This is a genomic window from Occultella glacieicola (assembly GCF_004353825.1).
Lineage (GTDB): Bacteria > Actinomycetota > Actinomycetes > Actinomycetales > Beutenbergiaceae > Occultella > Occultella glacieicola.
On sequence record NZ_SMNA01000007.1, the window covers coordinates 1 to 22,335 of the forward strand.

The window sequence follows — 22,335 nt, forward strand, 5'->3', positions numbered from 1 at the left end:
GTGGGACGGTTCGCTCAGGTGCTCGCGGAGGCAGGGCTCCGGCTGGCGGTCGTCGACGAGACGGGACGGGAGGTCGAGCCGGTCCCGACCCAGGAGGTCAGGGACAACGGCGGCCGCCGGTTCCCGGCCCACCTGGACGTGTTCCCGCCGGATCAGGTGCCATCGCACCGGTCATCCCATCCGAGGTACGACCGGATGCCGGCCAGGGCCTGGTACCACCACCGACAGATGCGGGACAGCTTTCGCGCGGTCCGCGCCGTCGACATCGATCACCCGACCGTGGTCGAACTCGGACAGCGTCGCTGGGTGCTCATGTGCCGCCCGAGGCGGGCGCGCTCGATCCGGATGGCGGAACGGAGGCTGCGGGCCGCGGCCTACCTGGTGTGGTCGACCGGGACCTGGGCCGCGATCCTGAGGCATCGGGAGGACCGGGAGCGTGCGTTCCGGCGGTCGCTCGGCCGTTCGGCGCTCGGATCCGCCGGCTCGATCCGAGGCGGCCCGGACATCGCGTGACCTCACGCGGTCCGCAACGGCCCCGTAACCGCCCGCACGGCCGGCACGTCCCACATCGGTGGTCCGGTTGGCGGAACTGCATCGGCGGTCCGCGTGTCGGACGCGGGCGAACGGACGGGCTCAGTCGCTCGGGACCGCCAATGGCTCGTGCGGCAACCCGTGCGCGTTGGCCACCGGTTCACTCGTGAGCCGTCCGCGGGTGGTGCTGACCCCGGGCAGCAGTTCCGGGTGACGGCCCAGGGCGGATTCCCAGCCGTTCGCGGCGATCGCGGCCACGTACGGCAGCGTCACGTTGGTGAGCGCGACCGTCGACGTGATCGGGACCGCACCGGGCATGTTCGCGACGCAGTAGAACGTCGAGTCGTGCACTCGGAAGGTCGGCTCGGCATACGTCGTGGGGCGGGTGCCTTCGAAGCACCCGCCCTGGTCGACGGCGATGTCCACCAGTACCGAGCCGGGATTCATCTGCGTCACCATCGCTTCGGTGACGAGTTTCGGGGCTCGGGCACCGGGAACCAGGACGGCGCCGACGACCAGGTCGGCGGTGCGGGTCTCCTCGGCCACGGTGTAGGGGTTGGAACGCAGGGTGTGGACCCGAGGACCGAACCGGGCCTCGAGGGCACGAAGCCGCGGGACGGACACGTCGAGTACGGTCACGTCCGCCAGCATCCCGATCGCGACCTCCGCCGCGTGCTCGCCCGCGACCCCGCCGCCGATGATGACCACCTTCGCCCGCGGTGTGCCTGGGACCCCGCCCAGGAGCACCCCGCGGCCGCCCTCGTCCTTCATCAGTTGGTACGCGCCGACCTGCACGGACAACCTGCCGGCCACCTCGCTCATCGGGGCCAGCAGAGGCAGCGAGCGATCCGGCAACTGCACGGTCTCGTAGGCGATCGCAGTAGTGCCGGCGCCGAGCAGGGCGCGGGTGAGTGCCTCGTCCGCGGCCAGGTGCAGATACGTGAACAGCACGAGGTCCCGGCGCAGCAGCGGGTACTCGGAAGCGACGGGCTCCTTCACCTTCAGAAGGAGTTCGGACCACCCCCAGACGTCGGCCGCCGCGGGTGCGATCCAGGCACCGACGTCGGCGTAGGCGTCGTCCGGGAAGGCCGAGCCGATGCCCGCGCCCTGCTGGACCGCCACCTCGTGGCCCGCGAGGATCAGCTCATGGGCACCCGCCGGGGTGAGTGCGACCCGGAACTCGGAGTTCTTGACCTCCGTGACCACGCCGATCCGCATCCTTGCTCCTTCCCGTCGTCCGGCACCAGCCTCCCCTGTTCTTCGCGGGCGCGCTACCGAGCATCCTCCACGGTTGGCGCTAGATACCCCCTAGGGGTATGATCTGAGCATGCCTCGGGGAGGAATGTCATGCGAGTGCCCGTGAAGTTGTCGATCTTCGCAGCCGGACTGGTCGTGCTGTTCGGAGGTGCGTTCGCCATCGGGTCCGTCTCCGGCTTCCCGGTCGCGGAGGATCAGCCGTCGGCCCACGAGCCCGGCGGGGGCGACAGGGGCGACGAAGATGTCGAGCACGAAGAGGATGGTCAGCAGGAGGCCGGGCACGGAGAGGACGGTCAGCAAGAGGCAGGACACGACGGTTCCGGGCAGGAGGCCGGACACGGCGGGTCCGAACCGGGAGCCGGGCACGACGCACCCGCGGAGACGCCGGGCGGTGTTCTCATGGCCGAGGGCGGGTACCGGCTCGACTCGTTGTCCGTTCCGGACACCACCGGCGAGGTCGGCTCGCTGACCTTCCGCGTGCTCGACGCCCACGGGGACCCCGTCACCGAGTACACAGCCCAGCACGAGCGCGATCTGCACCTGATCGTCGTCTCCCAGGACACCAACGAGTTCCGTCACGTCCACCCGACCCTCGGTGCGGACGGCACCTGGAGCATCGACTGGACCTGGAACGCAGCGGGAAGTTACCGCGTCTACGCCGACTTCCTCCCGGCGGCGGCCGAGGCAGGGCTGACCCTCGCCCAGGACGTCACCGTGCCGGGTGCCGTGACCGTCGAGCCGCTCCCAGAACCGAGCCACACCGACACCGTCGACGCCCCCACGGCCCGCTCCTCCACCGGTGCCCCCTACACGGTCACCCTCACGGGGCACCTGACCACCGACGGTGGCCCGCTCACCTTCGAGATCGCGCAGGACGGGCGGCCGGTCACGGACCTGGACCCCTATCTCGGCGCGTACGGTCACCTCGTCGCCCTCCGGGTCGGGGACCTGGCCTACCTGCACACCCATCCCGAGGGTGAGATGGACGAGAACGAGCCCGGTCCGGCGGTCGAGTTCGTGAGCACCGCCCCCAGCCCCGGCACCTACCGGCTGTTCCTCGACTTCTCCCACGACGGTGTCGTCCATACCGCCGACTTCACCGTGGAGGTGACAGAGTGACCCACGTCGGCGCACCCGGCACCACGGCCGGATCGGACCTGCAGCGGATCGAACTCGGCATCGGGGGGATGACCTGCGCGTCCTGCGCTGCCCGCGTCGAGAAGCGCCTGAACAAACTCGAGGGTGCCACCGCCACGGTGAACTACGCGACCGAGAAGGCGCGCGTCTTCGTGCCGCCCACGATCAGCACGGCCGAGCTCATCGAGGCCGTGGAGAAGGCCGGGTACACCGCGCACGAACTGAACGTCTCGGCACCCGCCGCGGGTGACGCCGTCGACCCCGCGGACGCCGAGCGGGAGCGGGAGCTGCGGATCCTGCGGAACCGAGTGATCGTCTCCGCGGCACTGAGTCTGCCCGTGATCGTGCTCGCCATGGTTCCGGCCTGGCAGTTCACCTACTGGCAGTGGGCCTCGCTGGTGCTGGCCGCGCCGGTCGTGGTCTGGGGCGCCTGGCCGTTCCACCGGGCCGCCTGGGTCAATCTTCGCCACGGCGCCGCCACGATGGACACGCTGATCTCGATGGGCACGCTCGCCGCGTTCGGCTGGTCCCTGTACGCCCTGTTCCTCGGGACGGCCGGCATGCCCGGCATGACCCACGAGTTCGAGCTCACGATCGCCCGCGGCGACGGCGCAGCGAACATCTACCTCGAGGTCGCTGCCGGCGTCACCACGTTCGTGCTCGCCGGGCGCTACTTCGAGCTGCGGGCCCGCCGTCGCGCCGGCGACGCACTCCGCGCGCTCCTCGATCTCGGCGCAAAGGAGGTCACCCTCCTCCAGGGTGGTGTGGAGCTGCGGGTGCCGGCCGACGACCTCCGGGTCGGCGACGAGTTCGTGGTCCGTCCGGGTGAGAAGATCGCGACCGACGGCGTCGTGATCGGCGGGCGCTCCGCCGTCGACAACTCCATGCTCACCGGTGAGTCCGTGCCCGTTGAGGTGGCCGAGGGCGACGACGTCGCCGGGGCCACGATCAACGCCGGCGGGCGGCTGGTGGTCCGCGCGACGCGGGTCGGCTCGGACACGCAGCTCGCGCAGATGGCCGCACTCGTCGAGGACGCCCAGAACGGCAAGGCGCAGGTGCAACGGCTCGCCGACCGGATCTCCGGGGTCTTCGTGCCCGTCGTGCTGGCGATCGCCGTCGTCACCCTCGGCTTCTGGCTCGGCACCGGCAATCCGGCACAGGTCGCGTTCACCGCCGCGGTGGCCGTGTTGATCATCGCCTGCCCGTGCGCGCTCGGCCTCGCCACTCCGACCGCCCTGCTCGTCGGGACCGGCCGGGGGGCCCAACTCGGAATCCTGATCAAGGGACCCGAGGTCCTCGAGTCGACGCGACGGATCGACACGGTCGTCCTCGATAAGACCGGCACCGTCACGACCGGCCGGATGACCCTGTTGGAGGTGGTCCCGGCCGCCGGTGAGAACGCCGAAGACGTGCTGCGTCGGGCCGGTGCCGTTGAGCACGCCTCCGAGCACCCGATCGCCCGTGCCGTGGCGCGCGCCGCCGCGCAGGCCGGCGCGCTGCCCGACGCGCACGCGTTCGAGAACCTCGAAGGCCGGGGCGTGCGGGCCACCGTCGACGCCACTCAGGTGTGCGTGGGTCGCCCCGGCTGGGTCGGCGACGAGTTCGGAGCGCTGCCCGCCGAACTGACCGTAGCCATCGACGCCGCACACGATGCGGGCCGGACGGCCGTTGTCGCCGCCTGGGCGGGACGGCCCCGCGGCGTCGTCGTGGTCGGCGACACGGTCAAGGACACCTCCGCGGAGGCGATCGGGCTGCTGAGGCGGCTTGGTCTCACGCCGGTGCTGCTCACCGGGGACAACCAGCAGGCCGCCGAGCAGATCGCGGCGCAGGTGGGCATCGACCGGGTGATCGCCGAAGTGCTGCCCGCGGACAAGGTCGACGTGGTCACCTCGCTGCGGGCCGAGGGCAAGGTGGTGGCGATGGTCGGGGACGGCGTCAACGACGCCGCGGCGCTCGCCGCCGCCGACCTCGGGATGGCGATGGGCACAGGCACGGACGTGGCGATCGAGGCGAGCGAGATCACGCTCGTGCGCGGCGACCTACGGGCTGCAGCGGACGCCGTCGCCCTGTCCCGCCGGACCCTGCTCACGATCAAGGGCAACCTGTTCTGGGCGTTCGGGTACAACGTGGCCGCGATTCCCCTCGCCGCGGCCGGGCTGCTGAACCCGATGCTGGCCGGTGCCGCGATGGCGTTCTCGTCGGTGTTCGTCGTCGGCAACAGTCTGCGGCTGCGGCGGTTCCGCTCGCTCGGCTGAGCCGTGCGCGAGCTCAGTGGCGCAGGTCCGCCAGTACCTGCGCGAGTTCGCACGGACCGATCTCATTGACCGAGCGGACCGTGGCCACGCAGTCGGGCGGCAGCACGGAGCGTCCGTTGATCGCGCCGGCCATCGCCGTGGCGAGCGCGCCGATCGCGGTGCTGGAGCCGCCCAGGTTCGCGGCCAGCGTGGCGACCCGGAACGGGATGCCCTCGCCGCGCACGAGGAGGCCGACCGCGGCCGGGACCACCTCGGTGGCCGCCGGGGTGGTGCCGATGACGTCGTAGAGGTGTTGCAGGAAGCTCGCGTCGCTCTCGGCGTTCATGGCGATCTCCCGGGCCAGCAGGGACCGCTGGATCACCGACGGCGCGGCCACCGGAGCTCCATGCGTGAACCCGACCTCCGCGGCCCGGAATCCGATCTCCAGGTGAGCCGGGATGAACACCGCTCCGGTGGCACCGGCGGGTGCGTCCAGCGCGGACGTGATCACGCCGGTGACCAGCGCGGCCGCGGCGACCGTTGCGTTCGAGAGGTGATGCCCTCCGGCGGTGACCAGGATGTCCTCGACCAGGGCGTCGAGATCGAGTCCGGTGTGCACGATCCCCAACGGGACGAACCGGGAGATGTGTACCGGGCGGCGGGGCCGGTCGCCCGCCGCGTCCATCCGTTCGGCGACCGCTTCCGGCGTGGCTCGGCCCGCGCCGTCGCGCAGTGCCTCGGCGACCGCGATCGCCTCCAGGGTGCCAGCGCTCACGTGCCCGGCCCGTCGGGTCCGGTCACCGGTGCGGGCCGGAAGGAGCTGGTCGATCCAGCCGTAGTGGGTCCGCAGCCGCGAGTGCGGCCAACGGTCACCGGGCAGGCCCATGGCGTCACCGACGGCCAGGCCGGTGAGCGCGCCCCTGGCGCGATCCATGAGGAGGTCACGCGCCTGCAGCGTCGACGTCACAGCGATCCTTCCGACAGTGGCGACCCTGCCCTGGCTGCATTGGGGGAATGAGATCGCGGCCGATCGACGAGTGCCTGGTGGACATCGTAAGCGTGATCGCGCCGGGCCGTGGATCGATCCGTGGGTGGACTCCGCGGAACCGATTCAGCGGCGATCCACCGGTCCGGAATCGGAGCGGATCGACGGCACCCGGACCCGCAGGGCGCCCGGCATCACCACGACGCGCAGTGCCACCACCTTGCCGAGGTACTCGCCGTCGATCTGGAAGTCCTCGCCGTGCCGCACGGTCAGACGCACCTCCTGGGTCCGTGCCATCAACACCGATTCACCACGGGGGACGTCGCTGCGGTGTCCGTTCGTGCGCCGGATCCGTTGGACGAGACCGTTCTCCGTGAAGAACCACCTCGCCAGGTCGCGCCACCCGCTGGCGCCCTCGGGCCGCAGCAGCAGCACGTCCAGCTCGCCGTCGTCGATCACCGCGTCCGGAAGCAGGGTGAGCCCGGCCGGCAGCGACCCGCCGTTGCCGATCGCGAACGTGTGGGCGCGCACGGCCCGGGGCTCGGCGCGATCCAGGCTGTAGGTGAGCTCGAACCGGTCCGACCGGGTGACGCCGCGGCGCACCCCGTCCACGTAGGCGAGCCACCCGAACTGCCGCTTCATCGCCATCGACGTGTGCACCACCATCTGGGCGTCGACGCCGAACCCGGCGAGTACCACGAACACCTTCCGGAGCCGGCGGCCATCGGTGAGGTCCGCCGTCAACCTTCCGACGTCGACGGCTCGCTCCACGGTACCGAACGCGGCGCGGAGGGCGGCGCCCGGGTCGAGCATGCTCAGCCCGAGGTTCCGCGCGGCCAGGTTCGTGGTGCCGACCGGCCACAGCCCGAGCGGAAGCGACTGTCCGATCACCGCCTCCACGGTGGCGCGGACCGTCCCGTCGCCGCCGACGGCGATGACGACGTCGGCGGGCTCGGCCAGGATCCGCTCCCGCAGCGAGTCGGTGCTCTCCTCCGGTGCGGTGGCCACGAGCCGGCTGGCGGCCCACCCCGCGCGCGACTCCTCCCGGGCCAGGGCCCGAGCCAGCCGGGCCGGGCTCATCTTCAGCGGGTTGTGCACGACGACGGCACGCGACTCGCTCACGCCGCCCACCTCCCTCTGCCGCCCGGTGTGCTCAGATTACGTGGGCACCGGCACACTGGTGACCATGGCGAGCGTGGCGGGACTTCGGGTCGGTCCGACCCTGACCGTCCCCGAGAGTGAGCTCTCGTGGCGGTTCTCGCGGTCCTCCGGGCCCGGCGGCCAGGGTGTCAACACGGCCGACTCCCGGGCGGAGCTGAGTTGGGACGTGGCCGCCTCGACGGCGGTCACCGACCACCAGCGTGATCGGATCATGAGCCGCCTGGCGTCGCGGATCACCGGTGGGGTCCTGACCATCGCCGCGTCCGAGTACCGCGCGCAGCTGCGCAACCGCGACGCCGCCCGGGCCCGGATGGCGGCGCTGCTGATGGATGCCCTGGCCCCGCCGCCCCGGTCCCGACGGGCCACCAGGCCCACGCGTGGTTCCAAGGAACGCCGGCTGGCCGCGAAGAAGCAGCACGGGCAGACGAAGGCGCTGCGCCGCCGCCCCGCGGACTAGGGGCCCGGTCGACGTTCGCACCGTGATGTAAGCGGCGTGTAAGCGGCTGCGGCGACCGTGGTCACCATGTCACAGGGAACGAGCGCGGCCACGCCCGCGCTGAGCGCAGTCCGCACCGGCGTGATCTGCCTGGCGCTGCTGCTGGAGGGGATGAGCTCGTCGAGCATCAACGTGCAGATCCACGCCATGGCGACGGATCTCGGCCTCGGGGGAGCCGAGGTGCCGATCGCGGTCGGGGCGTTCCTCCTGGCCTACGCGGGATGCCTCCCGGTGGCCGGACGTGTCGCCGACGTCTGGAGCCGCCGGGAGGTGTTTCGGCTCGGAGTGGCGCTCTTCGGCGCGGGCTGCCTTGTCTGCGCGCTCGCGCAGGGCCCGGGCCTGATCGTCGCCGGCCGGTTCGTCCAGGGAGCGGGAGCGGCCCTGAGCGCCCCGGCTGCCCTTGCCCTGATCACGGCCGGCCTGGGGGAGGGTCCGGCCCGCAACCGCGCCGTAGCGATCTACGGCGCGATGGGCGCGGCCGGGTTCTCGCTCGGCCTGGTACTGCCGGGTTTCGTGGTCGCGCAGGTCGGGTGGCGGTGGAGTTTCGTGCTGCTCGTCCCGATCGTGGCCGCCGTACTGGCCGTGACCGCGCGGCTGCACACGAACCTGCCCTCGGGCGGCCGGTTGGACGTGCGCGGCGCACTCGGCCTGACCGGGGTCCTCATGCTCGTCATGCACGCGCTCGGTGGAATCGGGAGCACCGGCGCCGGGACCCTCGCGATCGAGCTCGGCCTTGCCGGGGCGCTGGTCGCGTGGCTGATCCGGCGTGGCGGCGTCGGTGACTACCCGACGGCGGTGCTCGCCTCCGCGCCGATCCGTGCCGCCTGCCTCGGGCTGGCCGGGGTCTACGCGGCGGTGCTGTCCTCGATGCTCGCGCTGAGCCTCGGGCTGCAGGGCCAGGGTGACCTCGACGCGTTCGCGCTCGGCCTGCTGATCCTGCCGCAACCGGTCGCGTTCACCCTGACCGCGGGTCTCGGCTCCCGGCTGGTCTCCCGGCTCGGACCGGCGCGGGTCATGGCTGCCGGCGCGCTGGTGCTCGCCGCGAGCCTGGGGTACCTGGTGGTGGTCGGGGCCCAGCAGCCGTGGACGGCGACCATGCTGCCCGCCATGGCGGGCGTCGGGATAGCGCTCGGGCTGGCGTTCCCGGCCGCGTCGATCGCCGTGGTCGACGCCGCCGCGGAGGGGGACCGGGGCACGGCCTCGAGCCTGCTCACCACCGCGCAGAACGTGGGGGGCGCGCTGGGGGTGTCGGCCCTGACGGCGTTGGCGCTGTTGCCGAGTACCGAGAGCGAGGGCGGCAGTGCCGCCGAGGCCGCGGTGCTGGCCGAGGGGGAACCCGTGGTGGGCACCGCCCTGGTCGCCGGGATCGCGATGCTGGCGGTGGCGTTCGTCCTCGCCGGCGCTGCCCTGGTCCGGCCGGCCTGGGTGGCGCGGGCGGGAGGGATGCACGGGCGACGGGCGCATGGGCGACGGATGCACGGGCGACGGCCGCTCGCACGACGGGCGCTCGCGTCGGGCCGTCGCGGAGCGGCACCGCCGCCCGCGAGTGCCGACGTGGTCGGTACGAGGGTGGCACGTCTGGGTCCGACGGGCGACTGGGTCGCAGAGCCGACCGGCGCGCCGGCGCCGACGACGCGGGCCGGTGGCCGGAGATGAGGGCGATCGTCACCGACCTCGACGGCACCATCGCGTTCGGCGGGCGCCGCCCGGCCCGGTCGATCCGGTCCGCGCTGCTGCGCCTCGCGGTCGCTCCGGACACGAGGGTGGTGCTGGCCACCTCACGCACGCCGCGGTGCATCGGCGACTGGTTCGGTCCCCGGGCCCACCGGTTCGACCTGGTCTGCTGCAACGGCGCGCTCGTCGTGCCGCGTTCCGGCGCCACCGCAACGGTGACCCGGACCGCGATCCCGCCCTCCGCCGTCGAGCAGATCGTGGCGGCGCTCGGCGCCGCCGGTGCCGCCTACTGCCTGGAGTACGGGCACGAGTTCGTCGCCACAGACCACGACTCGCTGCCCTGGTGGGGGACCCGGCACCGCCGGGTTCTCGGCCCCGGACGGGTGCCGGACCCGGTCGGCGTGGTCAAGGTGACCGTGGCCCGGGCGCAGGAGTGGGCACGGATGTTGGACCCGGTCGAGGGTGTGGACGTGTTCCCCCACGAGACCGGGGACCTGGACGTCGTCGCCCGCGGTGTGGACAAGGCGGCCGCCCTCGTGCGGCTGCTCGACGGCACCCGCACGGCCGTGCTGGCGCTCGGCAACGATCGCAACGACCTGGCGCTGCTGCGGGCGGCGGACCGGGCCTTCGTGGTCGGCGCCGGGCTTCCCGAGCTGGACGGGCTAGCCGCCGTGCGGCGTGTCGCCGCGAGCCCTGGCGCGGTGCGTTCCGCTCTGCGGACCGGGGCCCCGTCAACTCGTGGACGTCCTCCCGGCCGAGCGGGCCGGGACCCGCTCCGGCGTGGGGCCGCCGACCGCCGCTGCGGTCAACGCCGCCAGTCGCGCGGCGGCCAGGTCCGGGTAGCGGCCCACGCGCTCGTAGGCCGCGTACTGCTGCACCGCGCGGGCGTAGTGGCGGGCTGCCGCCCGCGGGTCCCCGAGCGCCTCATAGGTGCGCCCCAGGTGTCGGTGCCCGTGGGCGTGCTCCGGCAGGGTGCGGGCCCGGGCGGCCAACGCGAGCGCCTCCTGGTGGCGGGCCAGGGCGGTGCCGTGGTCGCCGCGACGGGCATCGACCATGCCCCGGACGTTGATCATCCGGGGCACGGACCCCGTCAGCTGGATCTCACGCGCAAGGCTCAGGCCCCGCTCGACGTACCTCTCGGCGGCATCGAGATCGCCGTCCTCGGCGGCGAGGATGCTCTGCCAGCAGAGCGCCGCCGGCTCGGTGCGTCGCAGTTGGCGATCGCACACGAGGGTGTGCAGCTCATCGGCGTACCGTCGCGCGGACGCCAGGTCCAGCCATTCGACGGCGTATTCGGCCAGCTGGTCGAGCATCGTCGCGAGTTCGTCGTCCTGGCGCTCGGTGCGGGCCATCGCGGTCGCCTCCATCATCAGGGCGTGGCCGTCCGCGATCCTGCCGAGACCCATGACGGTGGCGCCGAGCTGGCCGAGCACGTGGGGCCGGTGTCGGGTGTGACCGGACTCGTCGAAGAGGGCGAGCGCCTCACGGTACAAGTCCTCGGCCCGGCTGCAGTGGCCGAGCTCGGACTCGTAGCTTCCGAGGTTGCACACGGCGACCGCCTGCCGGTCGGGGGATCCCTCGGAGCGCAGCGCGATCAAGGCGTTCTCGGTGCGACGCACGGCGTCGTCGACGCGACCGACGTCGTCGAGCAGCGCTCCGAGCGAGACCTCCATGATGGGGATCCGGTCGGGGTCCTCAGCACTCGACTCGACGGTCTGGGTGAGCAGCTCGACCGCCTCGTGGAGGTAGCCCTGCGGATGCAGCAGCGGCGCCACGGCCTGTGCGAGGTCGACCAGTCCGGGGACGCCGAGCGTGCGGGCGGCCCTCGCCAGTGCCACGACGTTCGAGCGCTGCCGCACGGCCCATGAGGCGGCCAGAGCCGGGGTCGTGAAGGGGCTCTCGTAGCCATCGGTGACAGCGGCGCGGTGGGGGGCCCGCGTCGGTGCCCAGGTGTCGCACGCCAGGAACCCGGTGCGGGTCAGGTGCCGGATCAGGCGGCTCAGCGACTCCCGCCGCGCGTCATGGCTCAGTTCGTGTTCTGCGAGTTCGCGGGTGTAGGCCGCGAGCAGGTCGTGCTGGGTGTATCGGCCGTCGGCCGGTTCGACCAGGTGCACTCGTCGGAGCGTCTCCAGGCCACGTCGCGCGGTGGCGCCGTCGACGTCCGCGAGCGCGGCCAGGTCCGCCGCGTCCAGGTCCGCCCCCGCGTGGACACCGAGGTGCTGAAGCAGTCTCCGGTCCGGCTGGGTCAAGCTCTCGTAGGACCAGCTCAACACCGAACGGATGCCGGCGTCCGGGTCCCCGGCGGCGTCGAGGAGGTCCAGGCGGGTGCGATGATCGTCCAGCTCGGCGAGCAGCTGCGCCATCGGTTGCGTTCCGGTGCCGATCTGCTCGACGAGCAGGCGGAGTGCCAGGGGAAGGTAGCCGCACCGTCCGGCCAGCGCCGGCAGCAGCTCGCGGTCCTGCGTGTGGGTGGCAAGCAGGCTGACGGCGTCCGCCTCGGTGAGTCCGCCCAGGTCGACCCGGGGTACGCCGTCGCGTCCGACGAGCCCGGGCAGGGCGTGCCGGCTGGTCACCAGCAGCACCGACGTACCGTCGCCCGGCAGCAGCGGGCGCACCTGGTCGGGCTCACCGGCGTTGTCCGCGACCAGCAGCAGCCGCCGTTCGACGGTCAGCGAGCGCAGCAGCGCGGAGCGGCCGTCGAGATCACGCGGGATCAGTTCGTTGCTGACCCCGAGGGCGAGCAGCCACGAGGTGATCACTGCGCCGGCCGTGAGTGGCGGCCTGGCGCTGAACCCGCCCAGGTCGGCGTACAGCTGGCCGTCCGGGTACACCTCGCGGTGCTCGTGCGCCCACTGGAGGGCGAGGGAGGTCTTGCCGGCGCCCGCAGGTCCGGCGATCAATGCGGTCCGGGCCCCCGAGCCGAGGGCGTGGTGCAGGGCCGAGAGTTCGGCCCGCCGCCCGACGAACCCGGTGACGGCGGGCCGGAGCTGGTTCGGGCGCGGCGGCGCGCTGCTGGGTGCGACGGCAGCCTCACCGGAAAGCACGAGGGCGTGCACCCCGCGTAACTCCGGCCCGGGCTCCACCCCCAACTCCTCGGCGAGCGCACGATGGGTACGGCGGTAGTGCTCGAGCGCATCGGCCTGCCGTCCCGCGCGGTACAGACCGGTGATGAGCAAGCCCTGCAGACGTTCCCGCAGTGGGTGCCCGGCCGCCAGCGCGGCGAGGTCGCTGAGCACTGCGGCATGGTTGTGGTGGCCGAGCTCCACCGTGTACCGGACCTCGAGGAGCTCCAGGTCGAGCTCGGTCAGCCGCCACGCCTCCGCCCGGACCGCGTCGCCGTCGAGACCCTCGTAAGCCTCGCCGCGCCAGAGCGCCTGCGCCGCGTGCGCGAGCGGGATCATCCGGGTGTGGTCGAGGCCGGGTGCGAGGGCCTGGTTCCGCAGCGACTCGAACAGGGTCGCGTCGAACTCATCGGTCTCGGCGTGCAGCACGTACCCGTCCGGCCCGTGGGTCAGCCGGTCCGCCGTGTCGAGCAGCTTGCGGAGCCGGTGCAGGTGCACCTGGAGCCGGCCCGGCCCGCCCTCGCGCAAGCCGGGCCAGGCGGCGTCGGCGAGCACACCAGCGGTCACGGGCCGGTTCACGTGGGCGAGCAGGTGCGCGAGCAGGGTGCGCTGAAGCCGGCCCGACGGCGTCACCTCGGTTTCGCCGTCGAGAACCTGCAACGGGCCCAGTACCCCAAACCGCATGCGGTGCGATTCCGTGCGATTCACCCCCGGTCGGTGCGCCCCCGGCGCGTATCCGCTTCGGATCATGCTCCTGTACGGGGGATTGGGGAAGGGCAATTCTCCGGAACGCCCGCTCAGATCCCGATCGTGAGCGTCGAGACGTAGCCGTCGGAGACGTCCCCGGTGACCGTCGCGAGCTGGGTGATCCCGCCGTCCTCACCGAACACGTTGTCGCGGGTGAGGCTGGTCCCGGACAGGTTCGCGGTGCTGCCCGGGTAGTCGGCCCGGCCGTACACCGCCTCGCAGACCTCCTGGGGCAGCGCGATCTGCGACGTCTTGAGGATCCGGCCGGCGCTGGTCGCGTTCGCCAGGGACTCGTACACCTCGAAGTGGATGTGCGGCCACCGGCCGGAGTAGCAGGCCGGGAAGATCGAGGTGAACGTGACAGTGCCCTGGGCGGAGGTCTCCTGCACCCCGCGCAGGTAGTTCTCGTTCTCGACGCCGTCGGAGTAGAGGGAGTACTTCCCGTCGGCGTCGCAGTGCCATGCGTAGACGGCCAGTCCCGGCATCACGAGGCCGGTCGCAACGTCTCGAACGGTCAGCGAGAACGTCAGCGGGACCCCCTCGGCGGTCGTCGTCGAGGCGCCGAAGCTCGACCGGATGTCCGAGCGCACGATGCCGGAGTCGTCCAGCACGTTCGCACCGTTCGAACCGTCGGCTGGGTAGGGGCCCTGGGTCTCGTCGGGGACCTCGGTGACGCTGACGGAGTCGCCGGTCGTCGCGCCCGTGGCCGGCTCGTTCGTGCCCGACGGCGTCGCGGAGGAGGGCGTGCCGGTCGCCTCGCTGCTGGGGCCGGCCGTGCAGGCCGCGAGCAGGCCGACCCCGGCCGCCCCGAACAGCCCGAGGGCGGTGCGCCGGTCGAACAGGGTCTCCAGGTCGTAGACGAGGCCGCGGTCCTCCTCGTCGGTGACGTTGCCGTCCGCGTCGAGCCACTGCTCCTGCGGCGGCCGGGTAGCCCCGCTCGGGCGCCGGTCCGCCGCCGGCTGACCGGTCACCCGGATCGGGCTCGGGCGGCTCGTCCGCGTGGTCCGTCGCAGGGGTCCGAGGATCGTGCTTCGTCGCCGGTTGAACATGAGTGCTCGCCTTCTCGTCAGGGGGCGCGGTTGGGGGTCCGCTCCGCCGAGTGTCGGGCGGCCGGCTGACGCGATCCTGACCGGACCCTTGGTGGGGGCTGGGAGCGGGCGCCGCGTATCACGGACACCCGCCGGTGCCTCCTCCCTGCTACCCGGCCTGCACCGGATCCCCCGAGACCCGAGAGGACCCCGTCGATGAGCGACGCCTCCTTCGCCTTCCTGGTCCACCCCCGCGCCCACCTGGCCCCGGACTTGGGCCTGGTCTGGGCGCCGCTCGCCCGGGTGCCGGAGCGCTACTACGACCTGGCCCTGCGCAAGCTGCCGCTGCGGCCGTTCACGATGGCCGCGGTGCACATCGACGGCCGCCGGGTCGGGCGCATCGTGATGGTGCCCTATGGTGCCCGGCACCTGCTCGAGGATCCGGTCGAGGGCCGCGCCCGGGTGCACCGGGCCGTCGACGTCGCGGCCCGTGCCGGTGCCGACGTGGTGGGCCTCGGAGCGCTCACCGCCACCGTGACCCGCGGCGGGCTGAGCCTGACCGGCCGCACCGACATCGGGGTCACCAACGGCAACGCGTTCACCGCGGCCACCGTGGACAGCCAGGCCCGCCGACTCCTGGACGGCCTGGACGGCCTGAACGGCCTGAACGGCACCGCCGGTGTGCTCGCCACGGCCGGCCGGCGGGTGGCCGTGGTGGGGGCCAGCGGTAGCGTCGGTGCAGCGGTCAGTGAACTCCTGGCCGCGGATGGTGGTCTCGACCACCTCAGCCTCATCGCCAGGTCCCGCCCACGCCTGGAGGCGCTCGCCGAGCGGATCGCCGGACGGGTACCGACCACGATCGGAACGGACCTCAACGGCCTCGCCGAGGCCGACCTGGTCATTCTGCTCACGGCCTCCGCCGACGCCCTGGTGCGGCCCGACCACCTCGCACCGGACGCCGTCGTCCTGGATGCGACGCAACCACGCAACACGGCACCCGACCTGCTCGAGGCTCGCCCGGACGTGCGGGTCGTCGACGGCGGCATCGTGTCCATCCCGAGCCTGCGGCTGACCGGCGGCGACCTCGGCCTGTCGCACGGTCGCGCGTATGCGTGCTTCGCCGAGACCGCGCTGCTCGCGCTGACCGGTCACACCGGGCACTTCTGCCTCGGGGTGCCGACCCTCGAGCAGGTCGCCCACGTCCGCGCCCTGGCCGCGGACCTGGCCCACCTCGGTTTCACCCCCGCCGAGCCGACCTCCTTCGGCAGGCCGCTGGCCACCGCGGCGACGGTGCCGGCATGAACGCCCGCGTGGTGCTCCTCGGCGGCGGGTACGTGACCCTGTTCGCCTACCGTGCCCTGATGAGGCGGCTCGGGCACCAGGTGCGCTCGGGCCGCCTCGAGGTCGTCGTGGTCAGCCCCGACGACGCCCACAGCTTCCACGGCTTCACGGGTGAGGTGATCGCCGGCATCCTCCCGTTCGAACGCACGCGCACGCCGCTGGCGGAGGTCATGCCGCAGGCCCGGATCCTGCGCGCGCGGGCAGTCCGGATCGACCGGCGGCAGCGGCTGGTCGAGATCGAACGGGCCGACGACGGCGTCCGGTCCGATCTGTCGTACACGGCCCTCGTGGTGGGTACCGGCGGGCGCGAGCCCGTGGGGATGGTTCCGGGGATGGCCCGCCACGGGTGGACGTTGCGGGGCCCGGGGGACATCCGGGCGCTCACCGACCGGATCGCCGCGGCCGTGCACGCGCCGGCCGGGACCGCGGGTCGGCGGGTCGTCGTGGTCGGTGGTGGCCTGGCCGGGGTGGAACTCGCCGCGGCCGCCGCCGACCGTGGCGCCGGCGACCTGCAGGTCACCCTGGTGCACTCCGGGCCACGGTTGCTGCCGGAGCTGGACGACCAGCCCCGACTGCGCGAGCGCGCGGAGGCCGAACTGGCTCGGCTCGGGGTCGCCGTGCGGACCCGGGTCCGGGCCGCCGAGGTCGACTCCGGTGGTACGCGGCTGGCCGACGGGACCTACCTGCGCGCCGGCACCGTGATCGCCACGGTCGGGCAGGCCCCGGTGGGCCTCGCCGGGCTCGAGGAGTTCCGCGACGAGCGGGGACGGCTCACCACGGGGCCCGACCTGTCCGTGACCACCGGCATCTGGGCGGCCGGGGATGCCGCCCGGGTGGTGCGGCCCGGCACCCGCGAGGCGGTGCCGGCGAACGCGCTCTGGGCGATCAAGGCGGGCGCGCACGCCGGGGCGAATGTGGCCGCGTCGCTGCATGCCGGGCTCGGGCTCCCGGGGCGCGCCGCCCGTGCGGCGCGGCCGTTCACCTACCGCGGGCTCGGCCGGGCCGCGTCGTTCGGTCTCGGCCGTTCGATCAGCGAGCTCTACGGCATCCCGTTCACCGGCGCCCTCGCCTGGGTGCTGCGACTGGTGTTCTTCCTCCGCTTCATGCCGTCCCGACGGCGGGCGCTCGCGGTACTGGGAGACCTCGCCGCGGGTCGTGGTCGCGTCACCGGCGCCGGGCGGGCGTCATCGGGCGTTGTCCCAGTGTTCGCATCGCGTTCGCCCGAGGTGGTGCCCTGAGGGGGTGGGATCGAGGTCCGGCGACTTCGACCAGAACGGGATCTCACCATGCGCATCCATCGACTCGTCAGCGTCCTGTCCGCGACCGCGCTCGCGGCCACGGCGGTCCTGGTGCCCGTCACGGCGGCCACGGCCGACCGGCCCGGCGCCGACCTCCCCACCGCGCACGACCAGGCCCACGCGCACAACGACTACGAGCACGACCGCCCGCTGTACGACGCGCTGGCGCACGGCTTCACGAGCGTCGAGGCGGATGTGTGGCTCGTCGACGGTGAGCTGCTCGTGGCCCACGACGCCGAGGATCTCGATCCGGAGCGCACCTTCGCGAGCCTGTATCTGGAGCCGCTCCGGGACCTCGTCCGGGGCCGCGGGCGCAGCGTGTTCCCGCACTGGGACGGGACGTTCCAGCTTCTCATCGACATCAAGTCGGAGGGCGAGAGCACCTACGCCGCGATCGAGTCGGAGCTGGCCCAGTACCGCCCGGTGTTCGCGCAGTACGTCCGCGGCCGGGTCCTCGACGGTCCCGTGCAGGCGGTGATCAGCGGGAACCGGCCGCTGGCGACGATGGCCGACGCTGACCGGCGGTACGGGTTCTACGACGGGCGCTCCGGCGACCTGGACTCGGGGATCCCGGCCGCACTGATGCCACTGGTCAGCGACAACTGGGCGAACCTGTTCACCTGGTCCGGTACCGGTGAGATGCCCGCCGACGAGCGGGAGCAGCTGCATGCCTACGTCGCCGCCGCCCACGCGGCCGGCTACCGGGTGCGGTTCTGGAACACCCTGGACGTGGCGGGACCGGCCCGCGACGCGATCTGGACGGAGCTGCTCGACGCCGGCGTCGACCACCTCAACACCGACGACCTGGCCGGCCTGGACCAGTTCCTGACCGCCGGGGGGCGCTGAGCGCACCCGCGTGCGGAGCCGTGGCAAGGGGTCGCCATAGGTACGATCGTACACATCGCGGGGTACGATTGCCCCATGACACCCACCGACCACTTCGCGGGCGATCCGCGCACCAACCGCGAGCGGATGCTCGCCGGTGACCTCTACATCGCCGACGATCCGGACAACGCCCGGCTGGCCGAGCGTGCGGTCCGGCTCCAGGACGCCTACCACCGGGCCACCGTCGCCGGCGCGGCGTCTGCGCGGGAGATCCTCGCGGATTTGCTCGGCTCCCTCGGAGCCGACGCCTACGTCAAGCCGCCCCTGTTCGTCGACTACGGCGAGAACCTCCATGTCGGTGCCCGCACGTTCGTCAACTACAACCTGGTCGCGCTGGACGTCGCGACCATCACGATCGGCGCGGACTGCCAGATCGGACCGAACGTCCAGCTGCTGACCCCGACCCACCCGGTCGAGCCCGGACCCCGGCGGGACCGGCTCGAGGCCGCGCGGCCGATCACCATCGGGGACAACGTCTGGCTCGGCGGCGGTGTCATCGTGTGCCCGGGAGTGAGCATCGGGGACGACTCCGTGATCGGCGCCGGCGCGGTCGTCACCAAGGACATCCCGCCCGGGGTGGTCGCGGTCGGGAACCCGGCGCGGGTGATCCGCCATGTCTGAGGCCGCGGGCCCGGCCCGGGTGGATCGCGGGCCGGCCCGGCGCTACGACCCGGACCGACGTCAACGGATCATCGCCGCCTGCCTCGACGTGATCGCGGAGCGGGGCGTCGCCGGGACGAGCCACCGCAGGGTCGCGGCCGCGGCCGACGTCCCGCTCGGCTCGATGACCTACCACTTCGCCGGGATGGCCGAACTCCTCCAGGAGGCGTTCGGGGCCTTCACCGGGACGGTCGCGGCCACCTTCGAGCGACGGATGGCACCGGCCACCGATGAGGAGTCCGCCAGGGCCGCCGTCGTCGCCCTCATCTGCGACGACCTGCTCGGGGTGGACCGGGAGCTGGTGCTCACGCACGAGCTGTACACGCTCGCGGCGCGCGAGGAGAGCTACCGCGAGCTCACGAACGCCTGGATGCGGGCCAGCCGGGCCGCGCTCGAGCGCCACTTCGACCCGGCGACCGCGCGGATCCTGGACGCCCTGATCGAGGGCCTGACCATCCACCGCGCACTCGACACCGTGCCACACGACCGGGCGCTCGTGGTCGACGCGGTCGAGCGAGCCTGCGCCGGCTGACCCGGTGCCGCGGCGGGTCAGGGGCGCGGGATGTTGCGCAGGTTGGACCGGGCCATCGACATCACCTCGGCGCCACCACCGCCGAGCACGGCCTTGGTCATCGCGGTCGCGAACCCCTTGATCTGCTTGCCGGTGATGCTCGGCGGGATCGACAGCGCATTCGGGTCGGTGACGATGTCGATCAGCGCCGGACCGGAGCGCTCGAAGCCACCGGCGAGTGCCTTGCGCAGATCCTTGGGGTGCTCGACCCGGACGGCCGGGATCCCCATCGCCGTCGCGATCGCGGCGTAGTCGACGGAGGGGGAGTCGGTGAACGCGGACGGGAGGCCCTCGACGAGCATCTCCAGCTTCACCATGCCGAGGCTCGCGTTGTTGAAGACCACGACCTTCACCGGCAGGTCGAAGTGCCGGATGGTGATCAGGTCGCCGAGCAGCATGGACAGGCCGCCGTCACCGCACATGGCCACCACCTCACGGCCGGGGTCGGCGAACGCGGCGCCGATCGCGTGCGGCATCGCGTTGGCCATCGACCCGTGCAGGAATGAGCCGATCACCCGGCGACGGCCGTTCGGCGTCAGGTAGCGGGCCGCCCACACATTGCACATGCCGGTGTCCACGGTGAACACGGTGTCCGCACCGGCGGTCTCGTCGAGTTGCACCGCCGCGTACTCCGGGTGGATCGGCGTGGTTCGCTCCACCTTCTTGGTGTAGGCGCCGACCACCTTGGTCATGAGGTTCTCCTGCTTCTTGAGCATGGAGCTCAGGAACCGGCGGTTGGACTTGCGCCGCACCAGCGGTGCCAGGGCGAGCATGGTCTCGCGGACATCGCCGACCACGCCGAGGTCGAGACGGGTCCGCCGGCCCAGGTGGCTCGGCTCGATGTCGATCTGGGCGGTGCGGACGTCGTCGGGCAGGAACTGGTCGTACGGGAAGTCGGTGCCGATCAGGACCAGGAGGTCCGCGTCGTTCATCGCGTCGAAGCAGGCGCCGTACCCGAGCAGTCCGGACATGCCGACGTCGAACGGGTTGTCGTACTGGATGACCTCCTTGCCGCGCAGCGAGTGGCCGATCGGCGCCGCGGCGGCGTCGGCCAGCGCGATCACCTCGTCGTGGGCCCCACGCGCCCCCGCGCCGACGAAGAACGTCACCTTCTTCGCGGCGTTGATCGCGTCGGCCAGGTCGGCGACGTCCTCCGTGCAGGGGACCACCCGCGGCGAGCGGCTCGTGACGCAGATGACCGGGGCGTCGGCGGAGACCTCCTGGTCGGCCACGTCCCCGGGCAGGGTCAGCACGGCCACGCCGGGGCCGCCGAGCGCGTGCTCGATCGCGGTGTTCGCGATCCGTGGCATCTGGGCGGCGCTGGAGAGCATCTCGGAGTAGACCGAGCACTCGGTGAACAGCCGGTCCGGGTGGGTCTCCTGGAAGAACTGGGTGCCGATCTGGTTGGTGGGGATGTGCGAGGCGATCGCGAGCACGGGCACTCGGGACCGGTTCGCGTCGTACAGCCCGTTGATCAGGTGCAGGTTCCCGGGTCCGCAGGAACCGGCGCAGACGGCGAGCTGCCCGGTCACGGTGGCCTCCGCGGCGGCCGCGAACGCCGCGACCTCCTCGTGGCGCACGGACACCCAGTCGATCCCGGCGGTGCGCCTGACCGCGTCGACCACAGGGTTCAGGCTGTCCCCGACGATCCCGTAGATCCGCCTCACCCCAGCCGAGACGAGTTGGTTCACGAGCTGTTCGGCGACGGTCACGGCCATGGTGATGTTCCCTCCGAGCGGAGTGGGGTGGACCTCGTCCATTCTCCCGGGATCCGCCACCCGCGCCACCGGCGCCGGTGGCCGAAGGGCGCTAGCCGCGTGCTCGGGCCCGGCGATCGCCGCCGCCGGCCAGTTCCTCGAGAGCGTCGGCGAGCTCTCCCACCGGGTCCCGACCATCCAGTTCCACGGTCGCGCCGGCGCGCAGGAGCGGTTCGACGGTCTCGGTGTAGTGGGCGATCTCGGCGCGCTGCTCCGGCGTGGCGCCGTACGGGTTCTCGGTGCGGCGCCGGACCCGGTCGAGCATCACCTCGAGCGGCGCGCTCAACAGCACCACATGGTCGAGCCGGTCGTAGAAGCGGCCCTGGTTCTCGACGGTGCCGGAGAGGAACAGATCCGGGTGCTCCTCCAGCAGCGCGCCGATGCGGGGCTCGTCCCAGGTGGCGTCCGGCAGCACCCAGCCGTCCTCGTCGGTCTCGACGGTGAGGTGGCCGCGACGGCGCAGTTCCGCCAGGACCGTGGTCTTGCCGGTGCCGGACATGCCCGTGATCAGGATCCGTGCCATCGCCCCATTGTGGCCCGCACCGTGGTGTGGCCGTGGTCGGCGCGGCCGGTCAGGCGCCCACGGTGGGACGGCGGGGCGCAGCCCGAGGCGTGGCCACGAGGTCCAAGATGTGACCATGAAGATCGACGCCCACCACCATGTGTGGGACCTGGCCGTGCATCCGCAGGACTGGATCAGCCCCGAGTTCGCACCGGTGATCGGCCGTGATTTCGACACCGGCGATTGGCGGGCGGTCGCCGAACCCGCCGGGGTGACCCACGCCGTCATCGTGCAGACGGTGCCGCAGGACTCCGAGACGCCCTACCTGCTCGACCTCGCTGCGCAGCACCCGCACGTGCTCGGCGTGGTCGGCTGGGTGCAGTTCGGTGCGACGGACCTGACCGCGCGCCTCGACGCCTTGTCCGACCACCCGGCGTCGGACCTGCTCGTCGGTCTGCGGGACCTGAGCGAGCAGCGCGAGGACGCGGCCTGGCTCGCCGGCCCGGAGGCGGCCCGGACGTTCGCCGCGGCCGGGGAGCGTGACCTGACCATTGATCTGCTCATACGCGAGGAACACCTGGCGGCCGCGGCCGAGGCGGTCCGGGCCCACCCGGACACCTGGTTCGTGGTGGACCACCTCGCGAAGCCGGATCTGGACCGGACCACGCCGGGGGAGTGGGCCGCGTCCATGGCGCCACTCGCCGAGGCCCCGAACGTGGCCCTGAAGTTCTCCGGCTACGCCACCCTGACCGCGGATCTGGCCGCCGCCGACCTGACCCTGGCCGGGTACCTCAACGCCGCCCTGGAGAAGTTCGGGCCGAGGCGGGTGATGTTCGGTAGCGACTGGCCGGTCAGCCTGGTCGGCGGGTCGTACGCGCAGGTGGTCGCGGCTGCGGAGGCGGCGCTGGCCGTGGTCGATGCCGACGACGGGCTGCGCGGCGAGTTCTTCACCGGAGCCGCCACCCGCTGGTACGGACTGGAGCCGCCGACGGCGGCATGAAACGAGTCC

The 22,335-nt window shown here is 72.7% G+C and carries 18 protein-coding genes and 1 pseudogene; 12 read left to right on the top strand and 7 right to left on the bottom strand.

Annotated elements, in window-relative coordinates; translation table 11 throughout:
• The coding region (locus EXU48_RS14955; protein ID WP_207947767.1) for a hypothetical protein at nt 1–513 on the top strand (513 nt) is incomplete at its 5' end.
• Nucleotides 514–633: 120 nt separating this feature from the next.
• Here EXU48_RS14955 and ald read toward each other — a convergent pair.
• Nucleotides 634–1,749 (bottom strand): alanine dehydrogenase, encoded by a 1,116-nt coding sequence (gene ald / locus EXU48_RS14960; protein ID WP_133108494.1) that lies wholly within the window; start codon nt 1,747–1,749, stop codon nt 634–636.
• 129 nt (nt 1,750–1,878) lie between these two features.
• On the opposite strand from ald, the gene EXU48_RS14965 reads away from it, so the two are divergent.
• Nucleotides 1,879–2,907, top strand: a complete 1,029-nt coding sequence (locus EXU48_RS14965; RefSeq protein ID WP_133108495.1) for an ICP22 family protein — start codon at nt 1,879–1,881, stop codon at nt 2,905–2,907.
• A 68-nt stretch (nt 2,908–2,975) separates the two neighbouring features.
• A complete protein-coding gene (locus EXU48_RS14970) occupies nt 2,976–5,180 on the top strand; it encodes a heavy metal translocating P-type ATPase (protein ID WP_133108761.1) in 2,205 nt (734 codons plus the stop codon).
• A 13-nt stretch (nt 5,181–5,193) separates the two neighbouring features.
• Here the strand turns inward: EXU48_RS14970 and EXU48_RS14975 are convergent, their stop codons facing one another.
• Entirely contained in the window at nt 5,194–6,126 is a 933-nt protein-coding gene (locus EXU48_RS14975; protein ID WP_133108496.1) for an ADP-ribosylglycohydrolase family protein, read from the bottom strand.
• Between the two features lie 144 nt (nt 6,127–6,270).
• Entirely contained in the window at nt 6,271–7,266 is a 996-nt protein-coding gene (locus EXU48_RS14980) for a diacylglycerol/lipid kinase family protein (RefSeq protein WP_133108497.1), read from the bottom strand.
• A 64-nt stretch (nt 7,267–7,330) separates the two neighbouring features.
• On the opposite strand from EXU48_RS14980, the gene arfB reads away from it, so the two are divergent.
• The 3 genes and pseudogenes from arfB to EXU48_RS25510 all read left to right on the top strand — a co-directional run.
• On the top strand, nt 7,331–7,762 hold the full coding sequence (arfB, locus tag EXU48_RS14985) for an alternative ribosome rescue aminoacyl-tRNA hydrolase ArfB (RefSeq protein ID WP_133108498.1): 432 nt from the start codon (nt 7,331–7,333) through the stop codon (nt 7,760–7,762).
• A 66-nt stretch (nt 7,763–7,828) separates the two neighbouring features.
• The gene (locus tag EXU48_RS14990) at nt 7,829–9,457 is read left to right on the top strand and encodes an MFS transporter (RefSeq protein WP_133108499.1); all 1,629 of its coding nucleotides are present in this window, start codon (nt 7,829–7,831) and stop codon (nt 9,455–9,457) included.
• A pseudogene (locus EXU48_RS25510) lies at nt 9,454–10,122 on the top strand (HAD family hydrolase); the annotation flags it as partial. The gene EXU48_RS14990 and the pseudogene EXU48_RS25510, both read left to right, overlap by 4 nt.
• An 84-nt stretch (nt 10,123–10,206) precedes the next feature.
• On the opposite strand, the gene EXU48_RS15005 reads toward EXU48_RS25510, so the two are convergent.
• Both EXU48_RS15005 and EXU48_RS15010 read right to left on the bottom strand, forming a co-directional pair.
• The gene (locus tag EXU48_RS15005; protein WP_165962834.1) at nt 10,207–13,221 is read right to left on the bottom strand and encodes an AfsR/SARP family transcriptional regulator; all 3,015 of its coding nucleotides are present in this window, start codon (nt 13,219–13,221) and stop codon (nt 10,207–10,209) included.
• A 113-nt stretch (nt 13,222–13,334) separates the two neighbouring features.
• The gene (locus EXU48_RS15010) at nt 13,335–14,255 is read right to left on the bottom strand and encodes an intradiol ring-cleavage dioxygenase (protein ID WP_235857052.1); all 921 of its coding nucleotides are present in this window, start codon (nt 14,253–14,255) and stop codon (nt 13,335–13,337) included.
• Nucleotides 14,256–14,528: 273 nt separating this feature from the next.
• Here EXU48_RS15010 and EXU48_RS15015 point away from each other — a divergent pair, with 273 nt between their 5' ends.
• The 5 genes from EXU48_RS15015 to EXU48_RS15035 all read left to right on the top strand — a co-directional run bounded on the left by EXU48_RS15015 (nt 14,529) and on the right by EXU48_RS15035 (nt 19,028).
• On the top strand, nt 14,529–15,614 hold the full coding sequence (locus tag EXU48_RS15015; RefSeq protein WP_133108501.1) for a semialdehyde dehydrogenase: 1,086 nt from the start codon (nt 14,529–14,531) through the stop codon (nt 15,612–15,614).
• Nucleotides 15,611–16,891 carry an NAD(P)/FAD-dependent oxidoreductase gene (locus EXU48_RS15020; protein ID WP_133108502.1) on the top strand — a complete coding sequence of 427 codons (1,281 nt, stop codon included), beginning with the start codon at nt 15,611–15,613 and terminating at the stop codon, nt 16,889–16,891. The genes EXU48_RS15015 and EXU48_RS15020 overlap by 4 nt, the downstream gene beginning before the upstream one ends.
• Before the next feature lie 48 nt (nt 16,892–16,939).
• Complete coding sequence (locus EXU48_RS15025; protein WP_133108503.1) at nt 16,940–17,797, top strand: phosphatidylinositol-specific phospholipase C/glycerophosphodiester phosphodiesterase family protein; 858 nt, start codon at nt 16,940–16,942, stop codon at nt 17,795–17,797.
• 75 nt (nt 17,798–17,872) lie between these two features.
• The gene (locus EXU48_RS15030) at nt 17,873–18,457 is read left to right on the top strand and encodes a sugar O-acetyltransferase (RefSeq protein ID WP_133108504.1); all 585 of its coding nucleotides are present in this window, start codon (nt 17,873–17,875) and stop codon (nt 18,455–18,457) included.
• The gene (locus EXU48_RS15035; RefSeq protein WP_133108505.1) at nt 18,450–19,028 is read left to right on the top strand and encodes a TetR/AcrR family transcriptional regulator; all 579 of its coding nucleotides are present in this window, start codon (nt 18,450–18,452) and stop codon (nt 19,026–19,028) included. Before EXU48_RS15030 ends, EXU48_RS15035 begins: the two co-directional genes overlap by 8 nt.
• A 17-nt stretch (nt 19,029–19,045) precedes the next feature.
• Here EXU48_RS15035 and EXU48_RS15040 read toward each other — a convergent pair whose 3' ends face one another.
• Entirely contained in the window at nt 19,046–20,785 is a 1,740-nt protein-coding gene (locus EXU48_RS15040; RefSeq protein ID WP_133108763.1) for a pyruvate dehydrogenase, read from the bottom strand.
• 91 nt (nt 20,786–20,876) lie between these two features.
• Nucleotides 20,877–21,347, bottom strand: coding sequence for an AAA family ATPase (locus EXU48_RS15045; protein WP_133108506.1), 471 nt, complete (start codon nt 21,345–21,347; stop codon nt 20,877–20,879).
• A 115-nt stretch (nt 21,348–21,462) separates the two neighbouring features.
• On the opposite strand from EXU48_RS15045, the gene EXU48_RS15050 reads away from it, so the two are divergent.
• Nucleotides 21,463–22,326 carry an amidohydrolase family protein gene (locus EXU48_RS15050; protein ID WP_165962835.1) on the top strand — a complete coding sequence of 288 codons (864 nt, stop codon included), beginning with the start codon at nt 21,463–21,465 and terminating at the stop codon, nt 22,324–22,326.
• Nucleotides 22,327–22,335: the final 9 nt, after the last annotated feature.

Excerpts from the sequence above, each read along its gene's own strand:
- ald (WP_133108494.1), bottom strand. The coding sequence starts at position 1,749 with ATGCGGATCGGCGTGGTCACGGAGGTCAAGAACTCCGAGTTCCGGGTC.
- EXU48_RS14965 (WP_133108495.1), top strand. The coding sequence starts at position 1,879 with ATGCGAGTGCCCGTGAAGTTGTCGATCTTCGCAGCCGGACTGGTCGTG.
- EXU48_RS14970 (WP_133108761.1), top strand. The coding sequence starts at position 2,976 with ATGACCTGCGCGTCCTGCGCTGCCCGCGTCGAGAAGCGCCTGAACAAA.
- arfB (WP_133108498.1), top strand. The coding sequence starts at position 7,331 with ATGGCGAGCGTGGCGGGACTTCGGGTCGGTCCGACCCTGACCGTCCCC.
- EXU48_RS14990 (WP_133108499.1), top strand. The coding sequence starts at position 7,829 with ATGTCACAGGGAACGAGCGCGGCCACGCCCGCGCTGAGCGCAGTCCGC.
- EXU48_RS15005 (WP_165962834.1), bottom strand. The coding sequence starts at position 13,221 with ATGCGGTTTGGGGTACTGGGCCCGTTGCAGGTTCTCGACGGCGAAACC.
- EXU48_RS15015 (WP_133108501.1), top strand. The coding sequence starts at position 14,529 with ATGAGCGACGCCTCCTTCGCCTTCCTGGTCCACCCCCGCGCCCACCTG.
- EXU48_RS15020 (WP_133108502.1), top strand. The coding sequence starts at position 15,611 with ATGAACGCCCGCGTGGTGCTCCTCGGCGGCGGGTACGTGACCCTGTTC.
- EXU48_RS15025 (WP_133108503.1), top strand. The coding sequence starts at position 16,940 with ATGCGCATCCATCGACTCGTCAGCGTCCTGTCCGCGACCGCGCTCGCG.
- EXU48_RS15030 (WP_133108504.1), top strand. The coding sequence starts at position 17,873 with ATGACACCCACCGACCACTTCGCGGGCGATCCGCGCACCAACCGCGAG.
- EXU48_RS15035 (WP_133108505.1), top strand. The coding sequence starts at position 18,450 with ATGTCTGAGGCCGCGGGCCCGGCCCGGGTGGATCGCGGGCCGGCCCGG.
- EXU48_RS15040 (WP_133108763.1), bottom strand. The coding sequence starts at position 20,785 with ATGGCCGTGACCGTCGCCGAACAGCTCGTGAACCAACTCGTCTCGGCT.
- EXU48_RS15045 (WP_133108506.1), bottom strand. The coding sequence starts at position 21,347 with ATGGCACGGATCCTGATCACGGGCATGTCCGGCACCGGCAAGACCACG.
- EXU48_RS15050 (WP_165962835.1), top strand. The coding sequence starts at position 21,463 with ATGAAGATCGACGCCCACCACCATGTGTGGGACCTGGCCGTGCATCCG.